Source organism: Microbacterium sp. 2FI (assembly GCF_005502885.1).
Lineage (GTDB): Bacteria > Actinomycetota > Actinomycetes > Actinomycetales > Microbacteriaceae > Microbacterium.
The window spans coordinates 68,773-88,054 of the sequence record NZ_SCMR01000019.1; the positions used below are offsets into that span (position 1 = coordinate 68,773).

Sequence of the window (19,282 nt, forward strand, 5' to 3'; positions counted from 1 at the left end):
ATCTTCGGCCAGCTCGGCGACGACTGGATCCAGGGCGACGGTTCGGCTATCGACGACTCGGGCGCCATCACGATCGACGTGCGGACGACCAGGCGCTCGATCGAGGACTACGCCGGCGGCGGCCGCGACGGTGACGATTACATCGAGGGCAACGGCGGCAACGACGTGATCTTCGGCGGCCTGGGCCGCGACGACCTCATCGGCGGCAGCTCGGAGCTCTTCAGCCTGACCACCGCCGACCGGCGCCCCGACGGGGCCGACACGATCTTCGGCGGCGCAGGCGTGCGTCTCGTGCGCAACAACCACGGCGACCTCGAAGAGACCGGGCACGCGCGCGACAGCGATGTGATCCTCGGCGACAACGGCAACATCCACCGCCTCGTGCGGCTGGTCGCCGCGGCCGCCGACGCAGATCCGTTCACTCCCGGCACCGTGTTCCTCATCTTCACGTACGACACCTACGCCGGCGGCATCCGTCTCATCCCCCGCGCCTACACGTTCCTCGATTACACGCAGGGGTCGGGCACCGGCATCGGCGCTGCCGACATCGTCCACGGTGAGAGCGGCGACGACACGATCCACGGCCAGCTCGGCGACGACGTGCTCTTCGGCGAGGCGCAGGACGACGACATCTACGGCGGCTGGGGCAACGACCGCATCTACGCCGGCACCGGCATCGACGGTGTGCTGGGTGACGACGGCAAGCTCCAGACGAGCCGCAACGGCCGCACCGAGACGCTGAACCACGTCACGACCGTGAACTGGGCGGAGTTCGTCTCGATCCCCGGACCCTTCACCGGCGCCGAGGTCTACATCCTGGGCGAGCTGCACAAGCGCGCCGACCTCGCGACGTGGATCGAAGGCCTCATCAACAACGATGTCATCTACGGCGGGCTCGGCGACGACTTCCTGCACGGCGGCGAGGGCAGCGACGCGATGAGCGGCGCCGAGGCGATGCAGGAGTACTACAACCGCGACCTGCGGCTCGGAGCGCTCACGCGGCTGGCGACCGAGCTCGGCGTCGTCGACACGAACCCGCTGCACTACAACCCGACGACGACGAAGTTCGCCGACTACGACGCCGATGACCCGCGCTCGATCATCCCCGGGTTCCTCCTCAACTTCGACGCGTACGTGCTCGACGAGGCGACCGGCGCCGTCATCGACATCGACGGCGTCAAGATCAAGAGCGACGACGGCCGCGACCGCATGTACGGCGACCTGTGGCACGACTGGCTCGTCGGCGGCACGAACTGCGACTGGCTGTTCGGCGGCTGGGGCGATGACCTGCTGCAGCTCGACGACAACCTCGAGACCGCCGGCGGCGCGAACACCGACCCCGAGAACGACGACCCGCGCTTCCGCGACGGCGACTTCGCCTACGGCGGCGCCGGCCGCGACGTGCTCATCGCCAACACCGCGCAGGACCGCATGTTCGACTGGTCGGGCGAGTACAACAGCTTCATCGTGCCCTTCAGCCCGTTCGGCTCCCCGACCGTGAACCGCACCTTCAGCCCGCACGCCCGCGACTTCATCCGCGCCCTGTCGGTCGCCGGCGGCTCGGATGAGGGCCCGGGTGTCCCGCCCGGCGAGCCGTTCGACGAGGAGGCGCTCGTCGAGCCCGGAGACGCGGCGTGGGGCGACCAGCACGGCGGACCGCGTGACCCCCAGCCCGGCAACATCCCCGGCGGCGGACGCGACGACGTGGGCGGTCAGAACCTGCACTGCCCTTGCGACCCGCAGACGCTCCTGCGCGTGGTGAAGTACGTCAACGGCGACGACGCGAACGAGACCGGCCCGACGCTCGCCGCCGGCACCACGGTGGTGTGGACCTACCAGGTCACCAACCCCGGCACCGTCTCGATCCAGCTCGCCCGCATCCTCGACGACGCCGGCACCCCTGCCGATCCGAGCGACGACTTCGTGCCCATCTATCTCTCGGGCGACACCGACGGCGACGGCTTCGTCGACCCGGGCGAGACGTGGCTCTTCCGCGCCGAGGGGATCGTCCGCGGCGGCCGCTACATGAACGTCGTCACGGTCGAGGGCGTCGGCACCAACGGTCAGTCTGCACGCGACAGCGACCCCGCCGTCTACAACGGCGTGGTCGAGGGCGTCGTCGAACTCTTCATCGACAAGGCCGTGAACGCCGCCGACCCGCGGCACCCCACCGCCGCCGAAGACGCGGACGGCGCGACCGGGCCGCACCTCACCGTCGGCCAGCAGGTCGTCTTCACCTACCTCGTCTCCGCGCTCGGCGGCGGGGTCGCCGGCCTCGTGCTGCTCGACGACAACGGCACCCCGCTCGATCCGAGCGACGACTTCACGCCGGTGTACGTCTCGGGCGACACCGACGGCGACGGGGTTCTCGACCCCGACGAGGTGTGGCTGTTCCGGGCCGTCCGCACCGTCGTGCTCGGGCAGTACACGAACGTCGGCACCGCTCGCGGCACCGGCGGCGGCGTCGCGCTCGTGGCCACCGACGCCGCGAACTACCTCGGTGTGCCGGTGGGCGCGATCCGCATCCAGAAGGCCGTGAATGCGGCATCCGCCACCAACCCGACAGCAGCCGACGACGCCGACACCGCGGCAGGCGCGAAGCGCCTCGCACCTGGCACCGCGGTCGTCTGGACCTACCTCGTCACGAACCTCACCGGTCAGAGCCTGCGCGATGTCGCGGTCACCGACGACAACGGCACGCCGCTCGACCCCACCGACGACTTCGCTCCGGTGTACGTCTCGGGCGACACCGACGGCGACGGCCAGCTCGACCCGGGTGAGACGTGGCTGTTCACGTCGGCCGGCGTCCTCGCCTTCTTCGCCACGGCGGGCCTCTTCGGCAACAGCGCCGTGGTCACCGCGCGCGATCTCGGCGGCGAGCTCGTCACCGCGCAAGACATGGCGTTCCACTTCGGTGCGGTCGCGGCTCCGCAGGTGGTCAAGTACGTCAACGGGCAGGATGCCGAGACGGCGCCCGGCGTCGCCCGCCCCGTCGGCACCACCGTCACCTGGACGTACGTCGTCACCAACACCGGCAACGTCGCGCTCGTGATCGTGCTCCGCGACGACAACGGCACGCCGACGAACCCGGCCGACGACTTCGCGCCGGTGTACGTCTCGGGCGACACCGACGGCGACGGCCTGCTCGACCCAGGCGAGACGTGGCTCTTCCGCGCCTTCGGCATCGTGACCGAGGGTCAGTACGTCAACACCGCGACCGTCGTCGGCACCGTCCCGGGCACCGAGATCACCGGCCGCGACACCGACGTCGCCCACCACGTCGGCGTGGTCGTGCCGCCGTCGGGGCTCACGGTCATCAAGCGGGCCAACGGACAGGATGCCGACACCGCGGCGACCGCCGTGCAGGTGGGCGTCGGCTCGACCGTCACCTGGACGTTCGAAGCGCGCCTCATCCCGGGTTCGATCGCGCTCTCCGGCGTCGTGCTCGTCGACGACCGCGGCACCCCATCGACCGCCGACGACGTCATCCTGACGCTGCTGTCGGGTGACGACGGCGACGGCGTCCTCGAGGCGGGTGAAGTGTGGCTGTACGGCTACACGACGATCGCCGTCGCGGGCGCCTACCGCAACGTGGTCCGGGCGACCGCACACGACATCTACGACACCGAGTACAGCGACGACGACGCGGCACACATCTTCGCCGCCGTGCCCGGCATCCGGGTCGAGAAGGCGATCAACGCCGTGAACCCGTGGGCGCCGACCGCGATCGAAGACGCCGACGGCGCGGGCAGCGAGCTGCTCGCCGGCATGCGCCCGGTGTGGACCTACCTCGTCACCAACACCGGCAACGTGGCGCTCGGCGTCGTGCTGCGCGACGACAACGGCACCGCGAGCACCGCCGACGACTTCACGCCCAAGTACGTGTCGGGCGATGCGAACGACAACGGCCTGCTCGACCTCGACGAGACGTGGCTGTTCACCTCCGTCGGCGCGATCGTCCACGTCGTCGGCACCGTGGCGCACCGCAACACCGCGACCGTCACCGGCACCGACGCCCTCTCCGGCCTTGTCGTCACCGCGACCGACTCCGCGGCCTACCGGGTGTTCTCGGGCCGCGGCGAGGGCAACACCCCCGGCTTCTGGAAGAACAACGCCGACAGCTGGGGCGCCGTCGCGTGGCCGCGCAACCCCGACGGCTCGCTCGTCTACAGCCCCACCCAGACGGTCGGCAGCGTCTTCTCCGCCGCGACCGGTGCCTACTCCACGCGGACGCTCCTCGAGGCGCTCGGCACCGGCGGCGGCGGGATCGACGCACTCCTGCGCGCAGCGGTGGCCGCGCTCCTCTCGGCTGCGCACCCCTACGTCGCCTACCCGCTCACGGCGGGCGAGGTGATCGCCCTCACCAACGCGGCGCTCGCCAGCGGCAGCAATGCGCTGATCAGCAGCCAGATGACCCGGTTCGACACCTACAACAACTACGGGTCCGACATCGACCAGCACGGCAACCCGGGTTCGCCGGCGCCGATTCCCGGGGCGGTGCCCGAGCCGGCGCCGCTGCCGGTCGTGCCGGCGCCCGCGCCCGTGCTTCCGACGCTGAGCGTGTCGGATGCGTCGATCGTCGAGGGCCGGAACCAGTCGAGCACGATCACCGTGACGATCACGCTCTCTGAAGCCTCGACCACGCCGATCACGGTCACGGTCGCCGTCTCCGGGGGCACCGCGACGGCGGGCTCGGACTACAAGGCCACCACGATGACCATCACCTTCGCCGCCGGCCAGACCACCGCGACGTACTCGGTCGTCGTGTACGGTGACCGCACCGACGAGGCGGACGAGACGATCCTCATCGGGCTCAGCGGTGTGAGCTCCGGCGCCACGATCGCCGACGGCACCGGTGTCATCACGATAAAGGACGACGACTGAGGTATCCGACCGAGCTGCCTTCCAAGAACCCCGCCTGCCCTCGCCCCCTCGCCTCCCGCACGGTCATGTGCCCCCAAGACCCGACCGTGTGAGGACCCACGGCACCCCGGGTGGGGGCAGGCGGCTCGGTAGGCTCGACGCATGCTGAACATGGCCGAGGGTGTCGTGCGTCTCGGTGAGCTCGCCGAGTCTCCCGTCGTCGCCACGCTCGCCCGAGCCTTCGAGGCCGCCGGACACGATCTGGCGATCGTCGGGGGTCCGGTGCGCGATGCGCTGCTCGGGCGCACGACGAACGATCTCGACTTCACCACCGACGCGCTCCCCGACGAGATCCTGCGGATCGTGAAGCCCATCAGCACCGCGCAGTGGGACATCGGCCGCGCCTTCGGCACGATCGGCGCCAAGATCGCCGGCGAGCAGGTCGAGATCACGACGTACCGCGCCGACAGCTACGACGGCGTCACCCGCAAGCCCACGGTCGAGTTCGGCGACACGCTCGAGGGCGACCTCGTGCGTCGCGACTTCACCGTCAACGCCATGGCGCTGCGGGTTCCCGGCCGAACGCTCATCGATCCGACCGGCGGCGTCGAAGACCTCGTCGGCCGGCGCCTGCGCACTCCGGCCGATCCGCACGTGAGCTTCGGCGACGACCCGCTGCGGATGCTGCGGGCCGCCCGCTTCGCCGCACAGCTCGGGTTCGACGTGGACCCCGCGACGGTCGCTGCGATGGCCGAGCTGCGCGCGACGCTCGAGATCGTGAGTCCCGAGCGCATCCAGGGTGAGCTCGTGCGGCTCCTCCAGACCGACGACCCCGTGCGCGGCATCCGTCTGCTGGTCGACACCTCTCTTATGGAGCTCTTTCTTCCCGAGATCCCGGCCCTGCGCCTCGAGGTCGATGAGCACCACCATCACAAGGACGTCTACGAGCATTCGCTGACAGTGCTCCGTCAGGCGATCGAGCTCGAGCGGTCGCGGCATCCGGGTTCTGCACCCGATGTGCCGCTGCGGCTCGCCGCGCTCCTGCACGACATCGGCAAGCCCGCGACCCGCCGGCTCGAACCGGGTGGTGGGGTGACCTTCTACCACCACGACATCAAGGGTGCGCGGCTCGCGCGCAAGCGCCTGCAGGCGCTGCGCTTCGACTCCGACACGATCGGCGTGGTCACGCGCCTGATCGAGCTGCACCTGCGGTTCTTCGGGTACGCCGAGGGCGCGTGGACCGACTCGGCCGTGCGGCGCTACGTTCGGGATGCCGAGGCCGAGCTCGAACGCCTGCATATCCTCACCCGCGCCGACGTCACCACCCGCAACGCGCGCAAGGCCGGACGCCTGGCCCGTGCGTACGACGACATCGAGCGGCGCATCGACGAGCTCGCCGAGCAGGAGCAGCTCGACGCGCTCCGCCCGGCGCTCGACGGCAACCGGATTCAAGAGGTGCTCGGCATCCGTCCCGGCCGCGAGGTCGGCGAGGCGTATCGCTTCCTCATGGACCTGCGCCTCGACGAGGGCGTGCTCGACGAAGCGGATGCCGAGGAGCGCCTCCGCGCCTGGTGGGCAGCGCGCGGCTGAGCTGGGCCACCCCTGCCGGCACCCCGCCGCCTACACTGGATCAACGCTCCACCGACGTCGATCGGAGCCCCATGTCATCGCCGTGGTCGCCGCGGCGCGAGGTGTCGCCCGAGACCTCACGCCTGCTGATCGAGCGCGCGCACGAGGAGCTGCTGGCGGGGAACGCCGCCGACGACCGCCTGCGCGATGTGCGGGCGCTCGTGCGCGAATCCTGGGCTCGGTCGCTGCAGAATCTCGTCGGCGCCGAGTCGCTGCCGCCGCTCGATCTCGACGCCGAGGCGCTCGCCGAGTACCGCCTCGCGCACCCGCTCGCCGGGGTCATCGAGATGGTGCGGGGGCTGCTGCTGCCGGGCGGCGCCGATGAATCGGGCGTGCTCGTCGCTGTCGGCGACGCCGCCGGGCGTCTGCTGTGGATCGAGGGCGACCGTCAGGTGCGATCGATCACCGGAGCGATGGGCTTCGTCGAGGGGGCGAACTGGTCGGAGCAGGCTGTCGGCACTTCGGCGCCGGGCACCGCGCTCGCGCTCGATCGGTCGGTGCAGATCCGCGGTGCCGAGCATTTCAACCGGCTCGTGCAGCCCTGGTCGTGCACGGCGGCGCCGGTCCACGACCCCGAAACCCGGCGGCTGCTGGGCGTCATCGACGTCACCGGCGGCACGGACGTCGTAACGCCGCAGGCGCAGCTGCTCGTCGACGCCACTGCTCGGGCCATCGAGGGAGAACTGCTCGTCGCGCGGCTGCGGGCGCGGTCCGAAGCGGCGACGCGACCGGCTCGTCCTGCCCGCCGGACCGCTCCGAAGGCACAGACCGTGCGCGCCACGCTGCGGGTACTCGGCCGCGACCGCGCCCAGCTGGAGGTCGCAGGGGACGACTCCGAGACGATCACCGAGCTCGGGCAGCGGCACGCCGAGCTGCTGCTCATGCTCGCGACGCACCGGCAGGGGCTCTCGGCCGAGCGCCTCGGCGAGCTGGTCTACGCCGGTGCCGACGCCGGCCGCTCCCCGGCCGTGACGCTGCGCGCCGAGATGGTGCGGCTGCGCAAGGTGCTCGAGCGGACCGCGCCGGCTCTCGTCCCCGAGTCGCGGCCGTACCGCCTCGGCATCGACCTCGAGACCGACGCTCAGCAGGTGCTGTCGCTCCTCGACCGCGGCGCGCACCGCGTCGCGCTCGCCGCCTACCGCGGCGATGTGCTGCCTGATTCGACCGCTCCCGGCGTCGAAGAGCTCCGAGACACCGTGCGCACGATGCTCCGCGAAGCGATGCTCGCCGAGGCATCCGTCGACGTCCTCCTCGCCTACGCCGACACCGCCGCGGGCGCCCAGGACGACGAGGTTCTCCGTCTGTGCCTCAAGATGCTCTCGCCGCGCTCGCCGAAGCGAGCCGGGCTCGTCGCGCGCATCGAACGCCTCGACGCGTCGGCCTGATCCCCACGAGGGCGCCGGCTCTCGGCATCCGCTGCATCGATCGATGGCGCCGTCGCCGCAACCTGCAGCCGACGTGTGACCCGTGCAACGGGATGCAACGTCGCCGCGCCTAGCGTCGGCAGGGTACCGCGACCCCCGAAGTCGCCATCCCGTCGAAGAAGACCGAGGAGACATCATGACCATCGTCGAAGAAGGCGTGTCGAGCATCTACGCCAACCCGGGCAGCCGCGGCGCGGTCGCCGACTACCGTCCGCGCTACGGCCACTACATCGGCGGCGAGTTCGTCGAGCCGATCAAGGGGCAGTACTTCGAGAACATCTCGCCGGTCAACGGCAAGCCGTTCACCGAGGTCGGCCGCGGCACCGTCGAAGACATCGACCGGGCGGTCGACGTCGCCTGGAAGGCGTTCGAGTCGTGGAAGCGCACCACCCCCGCCGAGCGCGCCAACATCCTCAACAAGATCGCCGATCGCATCGAGGAGAACCTCGAGGCGATCGCCGTCGCCGAGACGTGGGACAACGGCAAGCCGGTGCGCGAGACGCTCGCCGCCGACATCCCGCTGGTCGTCGACCACTTCCGCTACTTCGCCGGGGTCCTGCGCGCGCAGGAGGGGTCGCTCAGCCAGATCGACGAAGACACCGTGGCGTACCACTTCAACGAGCCGCTGGGCGTGGTCGGCCAGATCATCCCCTGGAACTTCCCGATCCTCATGGCCACGTGGAAGCTCGCCCCGGCCCTCGCCGCCGGCAACTGCGTCGTGCTCAAGCCCGCCGAGCAGACGCCCGCGTCGATCCTGTTCCTCTTCGAGATCATCGGCGACCTGCTGCCCGCGGGCGTCGTCAACATCGTCAACGGCTTCGGCATCGAGGCGGGCGCGCCGCTCGCGCAGCACAAGCGCATCCGCAAGATCGCCTTCACGGGTGAGACCACCACCGGGCGGCTCATCATGCAGTATGCGTCGCAGAATCTGATTCCCGTGACGCTCGAGCTCGGCGGCAAGTCCGCGAACATCTTCTTCGAAGACGTCGCCCGCGCCGATGACGCGTACTACGACAAGGCCCTCGAGGGCTTCACGTTCTTCGCCCTCAACGGCGGCGAGGTCTGCACGTGCCCGTCGCGCGCGCTCATCCAGCGCTCGATCTACGACCGGTTCCTCGGCGACGGCCTCGACCGCGTGTCGAAGATCGTGCAGGGCAACCCCCTGGATCCTGCGACGATGATCGGCGCGCAGGCCTCGAACGACCAGCTCGAGAAGATCCTGAGCTACATCGACATCGGCAAGCAGGGCGGTGCGAAGCTGCTCACCGGCGGTGAGCGCGTCGACCTCGGGGGCGACCTCAGCGAGGGCTTCTACGTGCAGCCGACGGTGTTCGAGGGCACGAACGACATGCGGATCTTCCAGGAGGAGATCTTCGGCCCGGTCGTCTCGGTGACGTCCTTCGACGACTTCGGGGACGCCATCGACATCGCCAACGACACCCTCTACGGCCTCGGCGCCGGCGTCTGGAGCCGCTCCGGCGACACCGCATACCGCGCCGGACGTGCGATCGAGGCCGGACGCGTCTGGACCAACACGTACCACCAGTACCCCGCCCACGCGGCGTTCGGCGGTTACAAGCAGTCCGGCATCGGCCGCGAGAACCACCTGAAGATGCTCGACCACTACCAGCAGACCAAGAACCTGCTGGTGTCATATGCCGAAGGAGCCATGGGCTTCTTCTGAGCCCGCGATCCCACTGCCGTCGGCGCCTCCGGGGGGTCGCGCCGACGGCATCCCCCGCCCGGGCCGGAGGTCCCCCAGCCTCCGCCCGGGCACCCATGTCCCACCGAGGAAGGCGGCAGATCGATGGATGACACCCAGACGCACGAGCGGGTCGCGGTGACGGATGCTGCGGCATCCCTCCTGCGCGAGCTCACGCTCCAGCACGGCCCGTTGATGTTCCATCAATCGGGGGGATGCTGCGACGGCAGTGCACCGATGTGTTACCCGGTCGGCATGTTCATCACCGGCCCGAGCGACGTGCATCTCGGCGCGCTCGACGTCGGTCTCGCCGACCCGATCGACGTCTTCATCTCGGAGTCGCAGTTCGAGTACTGGAAGTACACGCACCTCACGATCGACGTCGTGCCCGGCCGCGGCGCGGGGTTCAGCGTCGAGGGGCCGACGGGCAACCGGTTCATCATCCGCAGTCGCATGCTCGACGAGCCCGAGCTCATCCACTTCGGCCTCATGCCCGTCAGCGGAAGAACAGCCCCAGCACCCCGGACTGACTGACCAGCCAGAACAGCACCACCGCGCCCATCACGACGAACGACACCCACGGGATGCCCTTCTGCAGCCGGCGACCGGGCGGTGCGACCCCCGGCGGCGGGCGCAGCGCGTCGAGCGGCGGAGTGAAGGGCACAGCGGATGCCGAAGCCGCGGCATCCGCCCGCAGCCTCTCGTCGCGCCACCGCGCCCACTGCGCGAACTTGTCGAGGAGGGCGCCGACGACCGAGAAGAGCCATGCCCAGGTCGCCGGGTCGAGGGTCGAGAAGTCGCGCTTGCCGTAAAGGAAGAGCCAGTCGTCGACGATCTCGACGTCGAGGGCGGCGGCGTTGTCGATGAAGCGGGCCATGATGTCGGGCGTGAAGAGGTACAGCGCGTCGCGCTCGTAGCCTGTGGGGCAGTACAGCGAGAAGTACTCGTCGAAGTCGCCCTCGAGTCCGAGGCGCTGGTCCTTGTCGAAGGTGGCCGGCAGGTTCGAGCCGAACAGCGCGTTGTTGCCGTTCGCGTCGAGCACGATGTGCGGCAGCGGCACGTCGAGCTTGATCGCGACATACCCCCACCGGTGGGTCGTGCGATTCTTGCCCGACCCGGTCGTGTACCGGTAGTTGCCGAACTCGACGAAGCGCGGCCGGTCGCCGCGCACGAGGTCACTCGCCTGGCGCGCGCTGCCGAGTCCGAAGATCATGCCCGGAAGCCCGGGCTGCCCGAGATGCGGCAGATAGGTCATGCCGTTCGCCCGTGCGAACCGGTCGAGCCGGTACCAGCGCTCGCGCGTGCCGCTGAAGCCGCGGGTGACGGCGAACACGATGGCCGCGAACGCGACGCCGAGGATGATGAGCGGCACGAACGACGAGAGCAGCACGAACCCCACGCCGCCCGGCGTGCTCGCCGCGAACGACGCGATGATCGTTCCCAGCATGCTGACGGCCATCGAGCCGAAGACGACCGCGACGACGACCACCACGATCACGCTCGTCGCGGCTGACGTCCCGCCGAAGGCCGCCGGCACGCGGCCGTCGCGGCGGAGCTCTGCGGTGAACGCCGAAACGGCGGCGCGATCGATGGGCTCGATGAGCGGTCGGGCGTCCATGCGCCCACGCTACCGGCGCGGCCGGGCGCTTCGTCGGGCAAGATCGTTGCAGACGTACGGCGAGGAGGCCGCGAATGCACCCCAGGAACCCCGACGACCTCGAGGCGCTGCGCGCGGCATCCGATGTCCTCGATCTCGACGCGCAGCTCACCCCTGACGAGATCGCCGTGCGCGACCGCGTGCGCGCATTCGTCGACGCCGAGATCCGCCCGCACATCGCCGACTGGTTCGATCGCGGGCACTTCCCCGCCGAGCTCGCGCCGGCGTTCGGCCGCCTCGGTGTGCTCGGGATGAACCTCGACGGCTACGGCTGCCCCGGTCGCAGCGCCGTCGAGTACGGTCTCGCCGCGCTCGAGCTCGAGGCGGGCGACTCGGGCATCCGCACGTTCGTTTCGGTGCAGGGGTCGCTCGCGATGGGGTCGATCCACCGGTGGGGCAGCGAGGAGCAGAAGAGCGAGTGGCTGCCGCGCATGGCTTCGGGCGACGTGATCGGCAGCTTCGGCCTGACCGAGCCGACAGCCGGCTCCGACCCCTCGAGCATGAAGACGTTCGCGCGCCGCGACCGCGACGGTGACGGCGCCGACTGGATCCTCACCGGAGCAAAGCGCTGGATCGGCCTCGCCTCGATCGCCCAGCTCACGGTCGTGTGGGCCCAGACCGACGACGGCGTGCGCGGCTTCATCGTGCCGACCGATGCGCCCGGGTTCGAGGCGGTCGTCCTCGAGCCGAAGGGGTCGATGCGGGCGTCGGTGCAGTGCGAGCTGCACTTCGACGACGTTCGGCTGCCGGCATCCGCCGTCCTTCCGGGTGCGCGCGGACTGCGCGGACCCTTCTCGGCGCTCAACGAGGCCCGCTACGGCATCGTGTGGGGGGCCCTCGGCGCCGGACGGGACAGCTACGAGGCGGCTCTCCGCCATGCACTCCGGCGCGAGCAGTTCGGGACGCCCATCGCCGCGTTCCAGCTCACGCAGCAGAAGCTCGTGAACATGGTCGTCGAGCTCCAGAAGGGCGCGCTGCTCGCGCTCCACATCGGACGCGCGAAGGATGCCGGCACTCTCCGCCCCGAGCAGATCTCGCTCGGCAAGCTCAACAACGTCCGCGAGGCGATCGCGATCGCGCGCGAGGCGCGGACGATCCTCGGCGGCGAGGGAGTGCTGCTGGAGAACTCCCCGATCCGCCACGCGGCGAACCTCGAGTCCGTGCGCACGTACGAGGGCACCGACGAGGTGCACACCCTCATCCTCGGACAGCACCTCACCGGCATCGGCGCGTTCCGGTGACGCACGGCCCGGTCGCTGAGCGAGCCGAAGGCGAGACGAAGCGCGGCCCCCTCGCCGGCCTCGTCATCGCCGATTTCACCCGCGTGCTCGCGGGGCCGTACGCCACGATGCTGCTGGCCGATCTCGGGGCGACGGTCGTCAAGGTGGAGGGCCCGGCGGGTGATGAGACCCGACAGTGGATGCCGCCCGCCCGCGACGGCGAGGCGACCTACCATCTGTCGGTGAATCGCGGCAAGCGAGCGGTGACCCTCGACTTCGCCGATGCCGGCGACCTCGCCACCGCCCACGCGCTCGCCGCACGCGCCGACGTCGTGATCGAGAACTTCAAGCCCGGCGGGCTCGACCGCTTCGGGCTCGGGTACGACGCCGTGCGCGAGACCAATCCGGGCGTGATCTACGCCTCGATCACGGGATTCGGCCCCGATTCGGCACTCCCCGGCTACGACGTGCTCGCGCAGGCGCTCTCGGGCCTCATGAGCGTGACCGGGTCTGCCGACGGAGGGCCCACCAAGGCCGGCGTCGCGATCGTCGACGTCGTCACGGGCCTGCACGCGACTGTCGGCGTCCTCGCCGCGCTGCGCCATCGCGACGCCACGGGCGAGGGCCAGCGCGTCGAGGTGAACCTGCTGTCGTCGGCGCTGTCGGCGCTCGTCAACCAGTCCGGAGCGTTCGCGCTCGCAGGCGTCGTGCCTCAGCGCCTCGGCAACGACCACCCCAGCATCTACCCGTACGGACCCTTCCCCACCGCGGACGGTTCGCTCGTGATCGCGGTCGGCAACGACGGCCAGTTCGCGCGGCTGTGCGGCGCCCTCGGTCTCGACGCGCGCGCCGCAGACCCGCGTTTCGCCTCGGCACCCGCGCGCTCCGCGAACCGGGGCGACCTGCGGCCCCTGCTCGAGACCGCGCTCCAGCGCAAGCCCGCGCGCGACTGGTACGACGTGCTCTCGTCGGCGGGCGTGCCGTGCGCGCCGATCCTCGACATCGGCGAGGCCTTCGCGTGGGCAGGCGATCTCGGCCTCGACCCCGTGGCCGAGGCGGGAAGCGATCGGATGCCGGGGGTGCGGCATCCGATCGCGTTGTCGAAGACGCCCCCGTCGTACCCGCTCGCGCCTCCCGCGCCCGACGCCGATCGCGAGTGGCTGCGCGCTTTCCTCGCCGACTGAGGGCCCGCGCCGCATCCGATTCGGCCCCCGACCAGGCATCCGCTAGACTATGAAGGTTGTCCGGCTGCGCCCCTGTGCGCGGAAGCCCGGACACGTGCACACACCCTCCTGCTGCAGAGAGATGCTCTGCAGCCGTTCTAGTCCGAAGGAGGTGGGTTAGTGACGCACCAGTACGAACTCATGGTCATCCTGAGCCCCGAGATCGACGAGCGCCAGGTTGCCCCCAACCTCGACAAGTTCCTCAAGGTCATCACGAACGATGGTGGCTCGATCGAGAACGTCGACATCTGGGGCAAGCGTCGTCTTGCTTACGAGATCCAGAAGAAGACCGAGGGCATCTACGCCGTCGTCAACTTCACGGCCACGAGCGACACCACCAAGGAACTCGACCGTCAGCTGAACCTCAGCGACATCGTCTTCCGCACCAAGGTGCTGCGCGCCGAAGAGGCCATCGCCCAGGTCGCCGCCGAGGCGAAGCGCTCGGAAGAGAAGGCTGCTCGCAAGTCCGCCAAGGCTGCGAAGGCTTGATCTGATGGCCGGCGAGACGATCATCACCGTCGTGGGAAACCTCACGGCTGATCCCGAGCTGCGCTACACGCAGAACGGACTCCCCGTCGCGAACTTCACGATCGCGTCGACCCCTCGCACCTTCGATCGTCAGGCGAACGAGTGGAAGGACGGCGAAGCGCTGTTCCTCCGCGCGAGCGTCTGGCGCGAATTCGCCGAGCACGTGGCCGGCTCGCTGACGAAGGGCTCCCGCGTCATCGCGACCGGTCGCCTCAAGCAGCGCAGCTACCAGGACCGCGAGGGGCAGAACCGCACCTCGATCGAGCTCGAGGTCGATGAGATCGGCCCGTCGCTGCGCTACGCGACCGCACAGGTCACGCGCGCTGCCGGCGGCGGCGGTCAGGGCCGTCAGCAGTCGCAGGTCGCTGACGAGCCGTGGTCGACCCCCGGCTCGGCAGGCGCGAGCGCTGGCGGCGCCGGCGCAACCGGCGGTGCAGACGCGTGGAGCGCCCCCGGCGCTTACGGCGACGACACCCCGTTCTGATTCAGATCCAGATTCCGGATGCCGATACCTCTGCATCCGATCACCACACGTAAGGAACACCCATGGCTGGAAAGGCAAGCGGCGACCGCCGCAAGCCGCGGAAGGGCGCGAAGAACGCGGCCCCCGCGAAGGCGATCCGTGTCGGCGTCATCGACTACAAGGACGTCGCCACTCTTCGCAAGTTCATCTCGGAGCGCGGGAAGATCCGCGCCCGTCGTATCACCGGTGTCTCGGTGCAGGAGCAGCGTCTGATCGCCAAGGCGATCAAGAACGCGCGCGAAATGGCGCTCCTGCCCTACGCCGGCGCTGGCCGCTAAGGAGCACCCGATGGCAAAGCTGATTCTCACGAACGAGGTCGCCGGGCTCGGAAGCGCCGGTGACGTCATCGAGGTCAAGAACGGGTACGCCCGCAACTACCTCATCCCCCAGGGCTTCGCTGTGGCCTGGACCCGCGGTGGCGAGAAGCAGGTGGCGTCGATCCGCGCCGCTCGCGAGTCGCGCGCGATCCACGACCACGAAGAGGCTGTGGCGCTGAAGGACTCGCTCGAGTCGAACAAGGTGCGTCTCGCCGTCAAGGCGGGCGCCGAAGGTCGCCTCTTCGGCTCGGTCAAGACCGCCGACGTGGCAGACGCCGTCAAGGCCGCGGGCCTCGGCGATCTCGACAAGCGCAAGATCCACATCACGTCGCCGATCAAGTCGGTCGGCGAGCACGAGGCCACGATCCGTCTCCGCGACGATCTGACCGCCGTGATCACCCTTCAGGTGGTCGCCGCCAAGTAAGGCGGTGCGACACCCGGATGCCGTGACCCCGCCCTCTTCGGAGGGTGCGGGTCACGGCATCCGTCGTTTCGGGGTCAGTTGGGGACGTGCCCCCGCAGATATGCCATCTGGTCGTCGGGGATCGTGGGGACGGCGGCGGTGACGTCGGGCCCGCGGAAGCTGTCGTGGCCCCACGAGTCGCCGAGGAGCGACCGGTCGGCGACGCGCTGATTGGTGAAGCGGATGCCACCGAAGGCGTTGACCTCGAAGTCGCCGAGGAAGGTCCAGTCGCCGTTGCCGACGGGGTCGTAGCGCCCCTCGTAGTGGTAGCACAGCGGCCACGTGCGCGGGTCGGTGCCGGTGGGGATGCGGCTCACCGCCGAGATCGCGATGCTCGCGTCCGAGCGCGAGAAGTCGCTCGTACGGTCGAGGTCGCGCGAGACGATCGGCGTGGAGATCTCGCCGTAGTCGTTGCCCTCCCAGGCGATCGTCAACTGCGCGTACGCGGTGCCCGCGCGCACCTGCGGCAGCCGCAGCAGGTCGCGCGTGTAGGTCGACTTGGGGCGGTGGGCGCCGGGCATCTGCAGGCGCGCCTCGGGGGTGAGCAGGCGCTGCTGCTTGTCGTACGAGACGTTGAGCGTGCCGCCCGGGAAGGCGTTCACCTGCGTCTGCACGATCGCGGCCGCCGCGAGCCCGACCTGGATCGCCTCGGCGGCGGTGAGGGCGGCGAGCGGGTTCTGCTGGAACGCGTACTCGCGCACCTCGCGCGAGGCGGGAACGGCGAGAGCCGTCGTGCCGCTGAAGAGCTCGGCCTCGGCACGGCGTCGCTCGGCGAGGGCCGGGCTCTCGGCGGTGCCGCCTGCGGTGCGCACCCGCGTCCACCGCGAGATCTCGGCGGGAACGCCCGCGGTGTCGCCGTCCGTCAGCATCGTGAGCACGCGCGAGCGGCTGAATGCCCGCGCGCCGATTCCGCACGCGAAGCTCACCAGAGCGTCGATCTGGTGCTGCGCGAGCGGGTGGGCGACCTTCAGCGACAGGAAGTCCTCGGCCGACGCGATGCGGCGGGTGAGTTCGGCGTCGCCCTCGTCGCCGGGGGGCAGCAGCGGCCGCTCCCAGCGCGTGACGAAGGCGCGCCCGGCGGCCGACACGGCGCGCCCGGCCGACAGCGCGCGCGAGACGCCGCGTGTGGGTGCCCGGGTCGGCAGCACCGTGGTGACCAACAGCGAGTGAGTGCCCGATACCGGCGCCGGCAGCGTGTCGGTGGAGATCGTCAGGGTGCCGGCGCCCACCACCTCGGGCCGACTGTCGCGGACGAAGTCCCATTCGGCGAAGTCGACCTGTGACGCCAGCAGCGAGAACGGCATCCCGAAGCTGACGATCACGCCGCGCACGAGGGCGTTCATTGCGGCGATCGTGTCGCGGTAGGCGCTCATCGCGGCCGTCTCGAACGACTGGCCGTCCTTCCACTTCGTCCAGAAGAAGTGGGTCGTCGGCTCGGGGAGGTAGTTGTTGTCGTGCGTGCCGACGCTCGTGCGCGCGCCCGCGTCGAGCCACGGACCGTTCAGGCTCGAGCCGACGCAGTTCATCATGTAGACGCTGCGGATGCTCAGGGGCCCGCCGAACTCGGCCCGCAGCTGCCGGATGCTGTCGGCGCCGACCCGACCCGCCGCGTCGATGTACCGCCCGCTCCCGCCGTGGCTGAGGATGAGCAGGTCGATCACCCGGCCGGCGCGCGTCGCGTCGAACAGGGTCGTGCGCAGCTCGGCGAACGTCGCCGTCGAATCGCGCAGCACCGTGACCTCGCCGTAGAGCGAGGGCTTCGCGGCGCCGAACTCGTTCAGGGCGAGGTCGGCCGACTCGATGAGGGTGTCGGTGACTTCGCGGAGCTTGTCGCGGATGAGCGATATCAGCCGCGCGCGCATGTCGTCGGAGACGACCGTCGAGGCGCCGGGGATCGCGGCGATGAGCTTGTCGACGAGCTCGGGGATGCCGAGGTCGATGCCCCCGTTGTGGATGAGGACGACGAGCTGCCGATCTGCCGCGCTCTGCGGCGTGCTCCACGCCCGGGACGGGGTGCGGGAGGGTGCGAGGCGGGTCGTGGACATGGGGTCCTCCTTCGGGAGGGTCAGGCGTGGCGCAGGTGGCCGGCGGAGACGAGTTCTTCGATGAGCTGGTCGAGCTGTGCCGTGATGAGGTCGGCGGCGGCATCGCTGAGGACGACCGAGGTGGGCGACGTGTAGGTCTGCAGCGCCGTGCGCAGCTGAGCCAGACTCGCTTCGGTCGGCACCGGCGCCAGGCGCCACACGCGGTCGACGAACGCGGCGAGGTCGACGCCGCTCGCCAGCAGCGACGGGTCGCTGAGGTTCGCCACCGACTGTGCGACGGCCTGCCGCATGACCGCGAGGGTCGCCCCGTCGAGCGCCTCGTCGCCGTGCAGGCGCCACGGCGCGGTGCCGGCGGCGTTGGTGACGAGCACCCCGGCGCTGTTGAGGTGGTCGTGGAGTGCCTTCACGGCCACGTGCGCGATCTTGCCGGGCTCCTCGACGGCGGCGCGCTTGAGCAGCGTCGCGAAGCGGTCGGCGCTGTTGATGTTCGCACGCCACTCGATCGGGCCGACGTCGATCGTCGGCGCGCCCTGCTCGAGCGTGCTGAAGCGCCGGGCGACTTCGCCGCGGAACGCGCGCTGCGCGACCCGGTCGAAGAACGCGGCGCCCTCGGGCGTGAGCTCGTTGTTGCGGTAGAACCCGCTGCGGAACCGGCCCATCACGAGCTCTTTGTTGATGAGGTGTCCTGAGGCGAAGGCGTCGGTGAGGAAGTGGTCGGCGAAGGCGTTGACCACGAGCGCCGATTCGAGTGTCGGCGCTGCGCTCGGGTGCGCGAGGTGCAGGCGCTGCGATTCGCGCAGCGCCTGCTGGTGCAGCTGCGCGTACCGTGCCCGGTTGTCGGTGTGCTGCGTCGCGAACGACTCGCCGATCACCGACGGCGGCGCGAAGTGCGCGTAGTTGTCCTCGGCCAGGCGCAGGTACCGCCCGCCCGTCGTCGCCGACCAGTCCGCCTCGGTGACCGGGTCGTTGCCGGTGCGCGCGCGGTAGTGCTCGGCGCTGCGGCGGATGTGGCCGCGCAGCGCCTCGAGTTGCGTGGAGCCTGCCTGCTCGAGGTCTTCGGGATTCTCGAAGAAGTCGGGCATCGCGATGATGTCGCCGTAGCTGAAGGTCACGCCCCGCAGCGGCAGCGGGATCACCGAGATCTCGTCGCCGGCGCGCACATGCTCGCCGGTGTCGAAGAACGGTCTGGCGAGGTCGGCGCCGAGGCGTCCGACGGTGCCGACCTGCGCCGCGGCACCGCGGTCGGGCGTCAGGCGCAGCCGTCCCCATAGCGGCACGGCGATCGTGTCGACGACGGCCCGGGTGTGCTCGATGGCCGAGAGGTCCTGGATGAACTCGCGCTGGCCGAGGTGGTCGGCGGCCGGGGCCGGCGCGGGGGGAACGACGGGTGCGACGGACGCGGATGCCGGACGCGAGGCCGCGCGATCGAACGCGTCGAACCGGCGCGAAAGCTCGACCGTGCCGAGGTCGAACGCGTTGGCGTAGGCCATGCTCTCGGCGATCCGGTCGAAGATCGCCTGCTCGTTCTTGGTCTCGACGGGCGGCGGGGGCGGGGGCGGTGACGCCGACCGATCGCGCATCCCGCCGGCAGCCGGGTCGTAGACCTTCTGGCCGGTGAGGATCGCCTGCATGTCGGCGGCGAGGTCGTCGTCGCTCACCGGGCGCGGCGGTGCGCCCTCGAGCGGAGG

General features: G+C 70.4%; 14 protein-coding genes (1 of these 14 cut by a window edge). 11 read left to right on the forward strand and 3 right to left on the reverse strand.

Annotation, left to right across the window (positions count from 1 at the left end; genetic code table 11):
* From FFS15_RS14400 to FFS15_RS14420, 5 genes are all read left to right on the forward strand, one after another.
* A protein-coding gene (locus FFS15_RS14400) for a Calx-beta domain-containing protein (RefSeq protein WP_137845735.1) crosses the window boundary here: on the forward strand, window positions 1-4,884 show its end. The gene continues 23,454 nt to the left of window position 1, outside the view; the window shows 4,884 of its 28,338 coding nt (coding positions 23,455-28,338); its start codon lies off the left edge, out of view; its stop codon occupies window positions 4,882-4,884.
* A gap of 141 nt (window positions 4,885-5,025) precedes the next feature.
* The gene (locus FFS15_RS14405) at window positions 5,026-6,453 is read left to right on the forward strand and encodes a CCA tRNA nucleotidyltransferase (RefSeq protein ID WP_137845736.1); all 1,428 of its coding nucleotides are present in this window, start codon (window positions 5,026-5,028) and stop codon (window positions 6,451-6,453) included.
* A gap of 71 nt (window positions 6,454-6,524) precedes the next feature.
* Window positions 6,525-7,877 (forward strand): GAF domain-containing protein, encoded by a 1,353-nt coding sequence (locus FFS15_RS14410; protein WP_137845737.1) that lies wholly within the window; start codon window positions 6,525-6,527, stop codon window positions 7,875-7,877.
* Between the two features lie 175 nt (window positions 7,878-8,052).
* Complete coding sequence (locus FFS15_RS14415) at window positions 8,053-9,600, forward strand: aldehyde dehydrogenase family protein (RefSeq protein ID WP_137845738.1); 1,548 nt, start codon at window positions 8,053-8,055, stop codon at window positions 9,598-9,600.
* Window positions 9,601-9,723: 123 nt separating this feature from the next.
* Window positions 9,724-10,152, forward strand: coding sequence for a DUF779 domain-containing protein (locus FFS15_RS14420; protein WP_137845739.1), 429 nt, complete (start codon window positions 9,724-9,726; stop codon window positions 10,150-10,152).
* Here the strand turns inward: FFS15_RS14420 and FFS15_RS14425 are convergent.
* Window positions 10,115-11,236 (reverse strand): hypothetical protein, encoded by a 1,122-nt coding sequence (locus FFS15_RS14425; protein ID WP_137845740.1) that lies wholly within the window; start codon window positions 11,234-11,236, stop codon window positions 10,115-10,117. The genes FFS15_RS14420 and FFS15_RS14425 overlap by 38 nt on opposite strands.
* 74 nt (window positions 11,237-11,310) lie before the next feature.
* Here FFS15_RS14425 and FFS15_RS14430 point away from each other — a divergent pair, with 74 nt between their 5' ends.
* The 6 genes from FFS15_RS14430 (at window position 11,311) to rplI (ending at window position 15,510) form a co-directional block, all read left to right on the forward strand.
* Window positions 11,311-12,516 carry an acyl-CoA dehydrogenase family protein gene (locus tag FFS15_RS14430; RefSeq protein ID WP_137845741.1) on the forward strand — a complete coding sequence of 402 codons (1,206 nt, stop codon included), beginning with the start codon at window positions 11,311-11,313 and terminating at the stop codon, window positions 12,514-12,516.
* Window positions 12,513-13,679, forward strand: a complete 1,167-nt coding sequence (locus FFS15_RS14435) for a CoA transferase (protein WP_137845742.1) — start codon at window positions 12,513-12,515, stop codon at window positions 13,677-13,679. Before FFS15_RS14430 ends, FFS15_RS14435 begins: the two co-directional genes overlap by 4 nt.
* A gap of 159 nt (window positions 13,680-13,838) precedes the next feature.
* Window positions 13,839-14,207: a 30S ribosomal protein S6 gene (rpsF, locus tag FFS15_RS14440; RefSeq protein ID WP_137845743.1), complete on the forward strand. Its 369-nt coding sequence runs from the start codon at window positions 13,839-13,841 to the stop codon at window positions 14,205-14,207.
* A gap of 4 nt (window positions 14,208-14,211) precedes the next feature.
* Window positions 14,212-14,730, forward strand: coding sequence for a single-stranded DNA-binding protein (locus tag FFS15_RS14445; RefSeq protein WP_137845744.1), 519 nt, complete (start codon window positions 14,212-14,214; stop codon window positions 14,728-14,730).
* 62 nt (window positions 14,731-14,792) lie between these two features.
* A complete protein-coding gene (gene rpsR / locus FFS15_RS14450; RefSeq protein WP_137845745.1) occupies window positions 14,793-15,047 on the forward strand; it encodes a 30S ribosomal protein S18 in 255 nt (84 codons plus the stop codon).
* A 10-nt stretch (window positions 15,048-15,057) separates the two neighbouring features.
* Entirely contained in the window at window positions 15,058-15,510 is a 453-nt protein-coding gene (rplI, locus tag FFS15_RS14455; protein ID WP_137845746.1) for a 50S ribosomal protein L9, read from the forward strand.
* Window positions 15,511-15,584: 74 nt separating this feature from the next.
* On the opposite strand, the gene FFS15_RS14460 is transcribed toward rplI, so the two are convergent.
* Together FFS15_RS14460 and FFS15_RS14465 are read right to left on the reverse strand one after the other, a co-directional pair.
* Window positions 15,585-17,594 carry a lysozyme gene (locus FFS15_RS14460; protein ID WP_137845747.1) on the reverse strand — a complete coding sequence of 670 codons (2,010 nt, stop codon included), beginning with the start codon at window positions 17,592-17,594 and terminating at the stop codon, window positions 15,585-15,587.
* Between the two features lie 20 nt (window positions 17,595-17,614).
* The coding region (locus tag FFS15_RS14465) for a hypothetical protein (protein ID WP_212743169.1) at window positions 17,615-19,282 on the reverse strand (1,668 nt) is incomplete at its 5' end.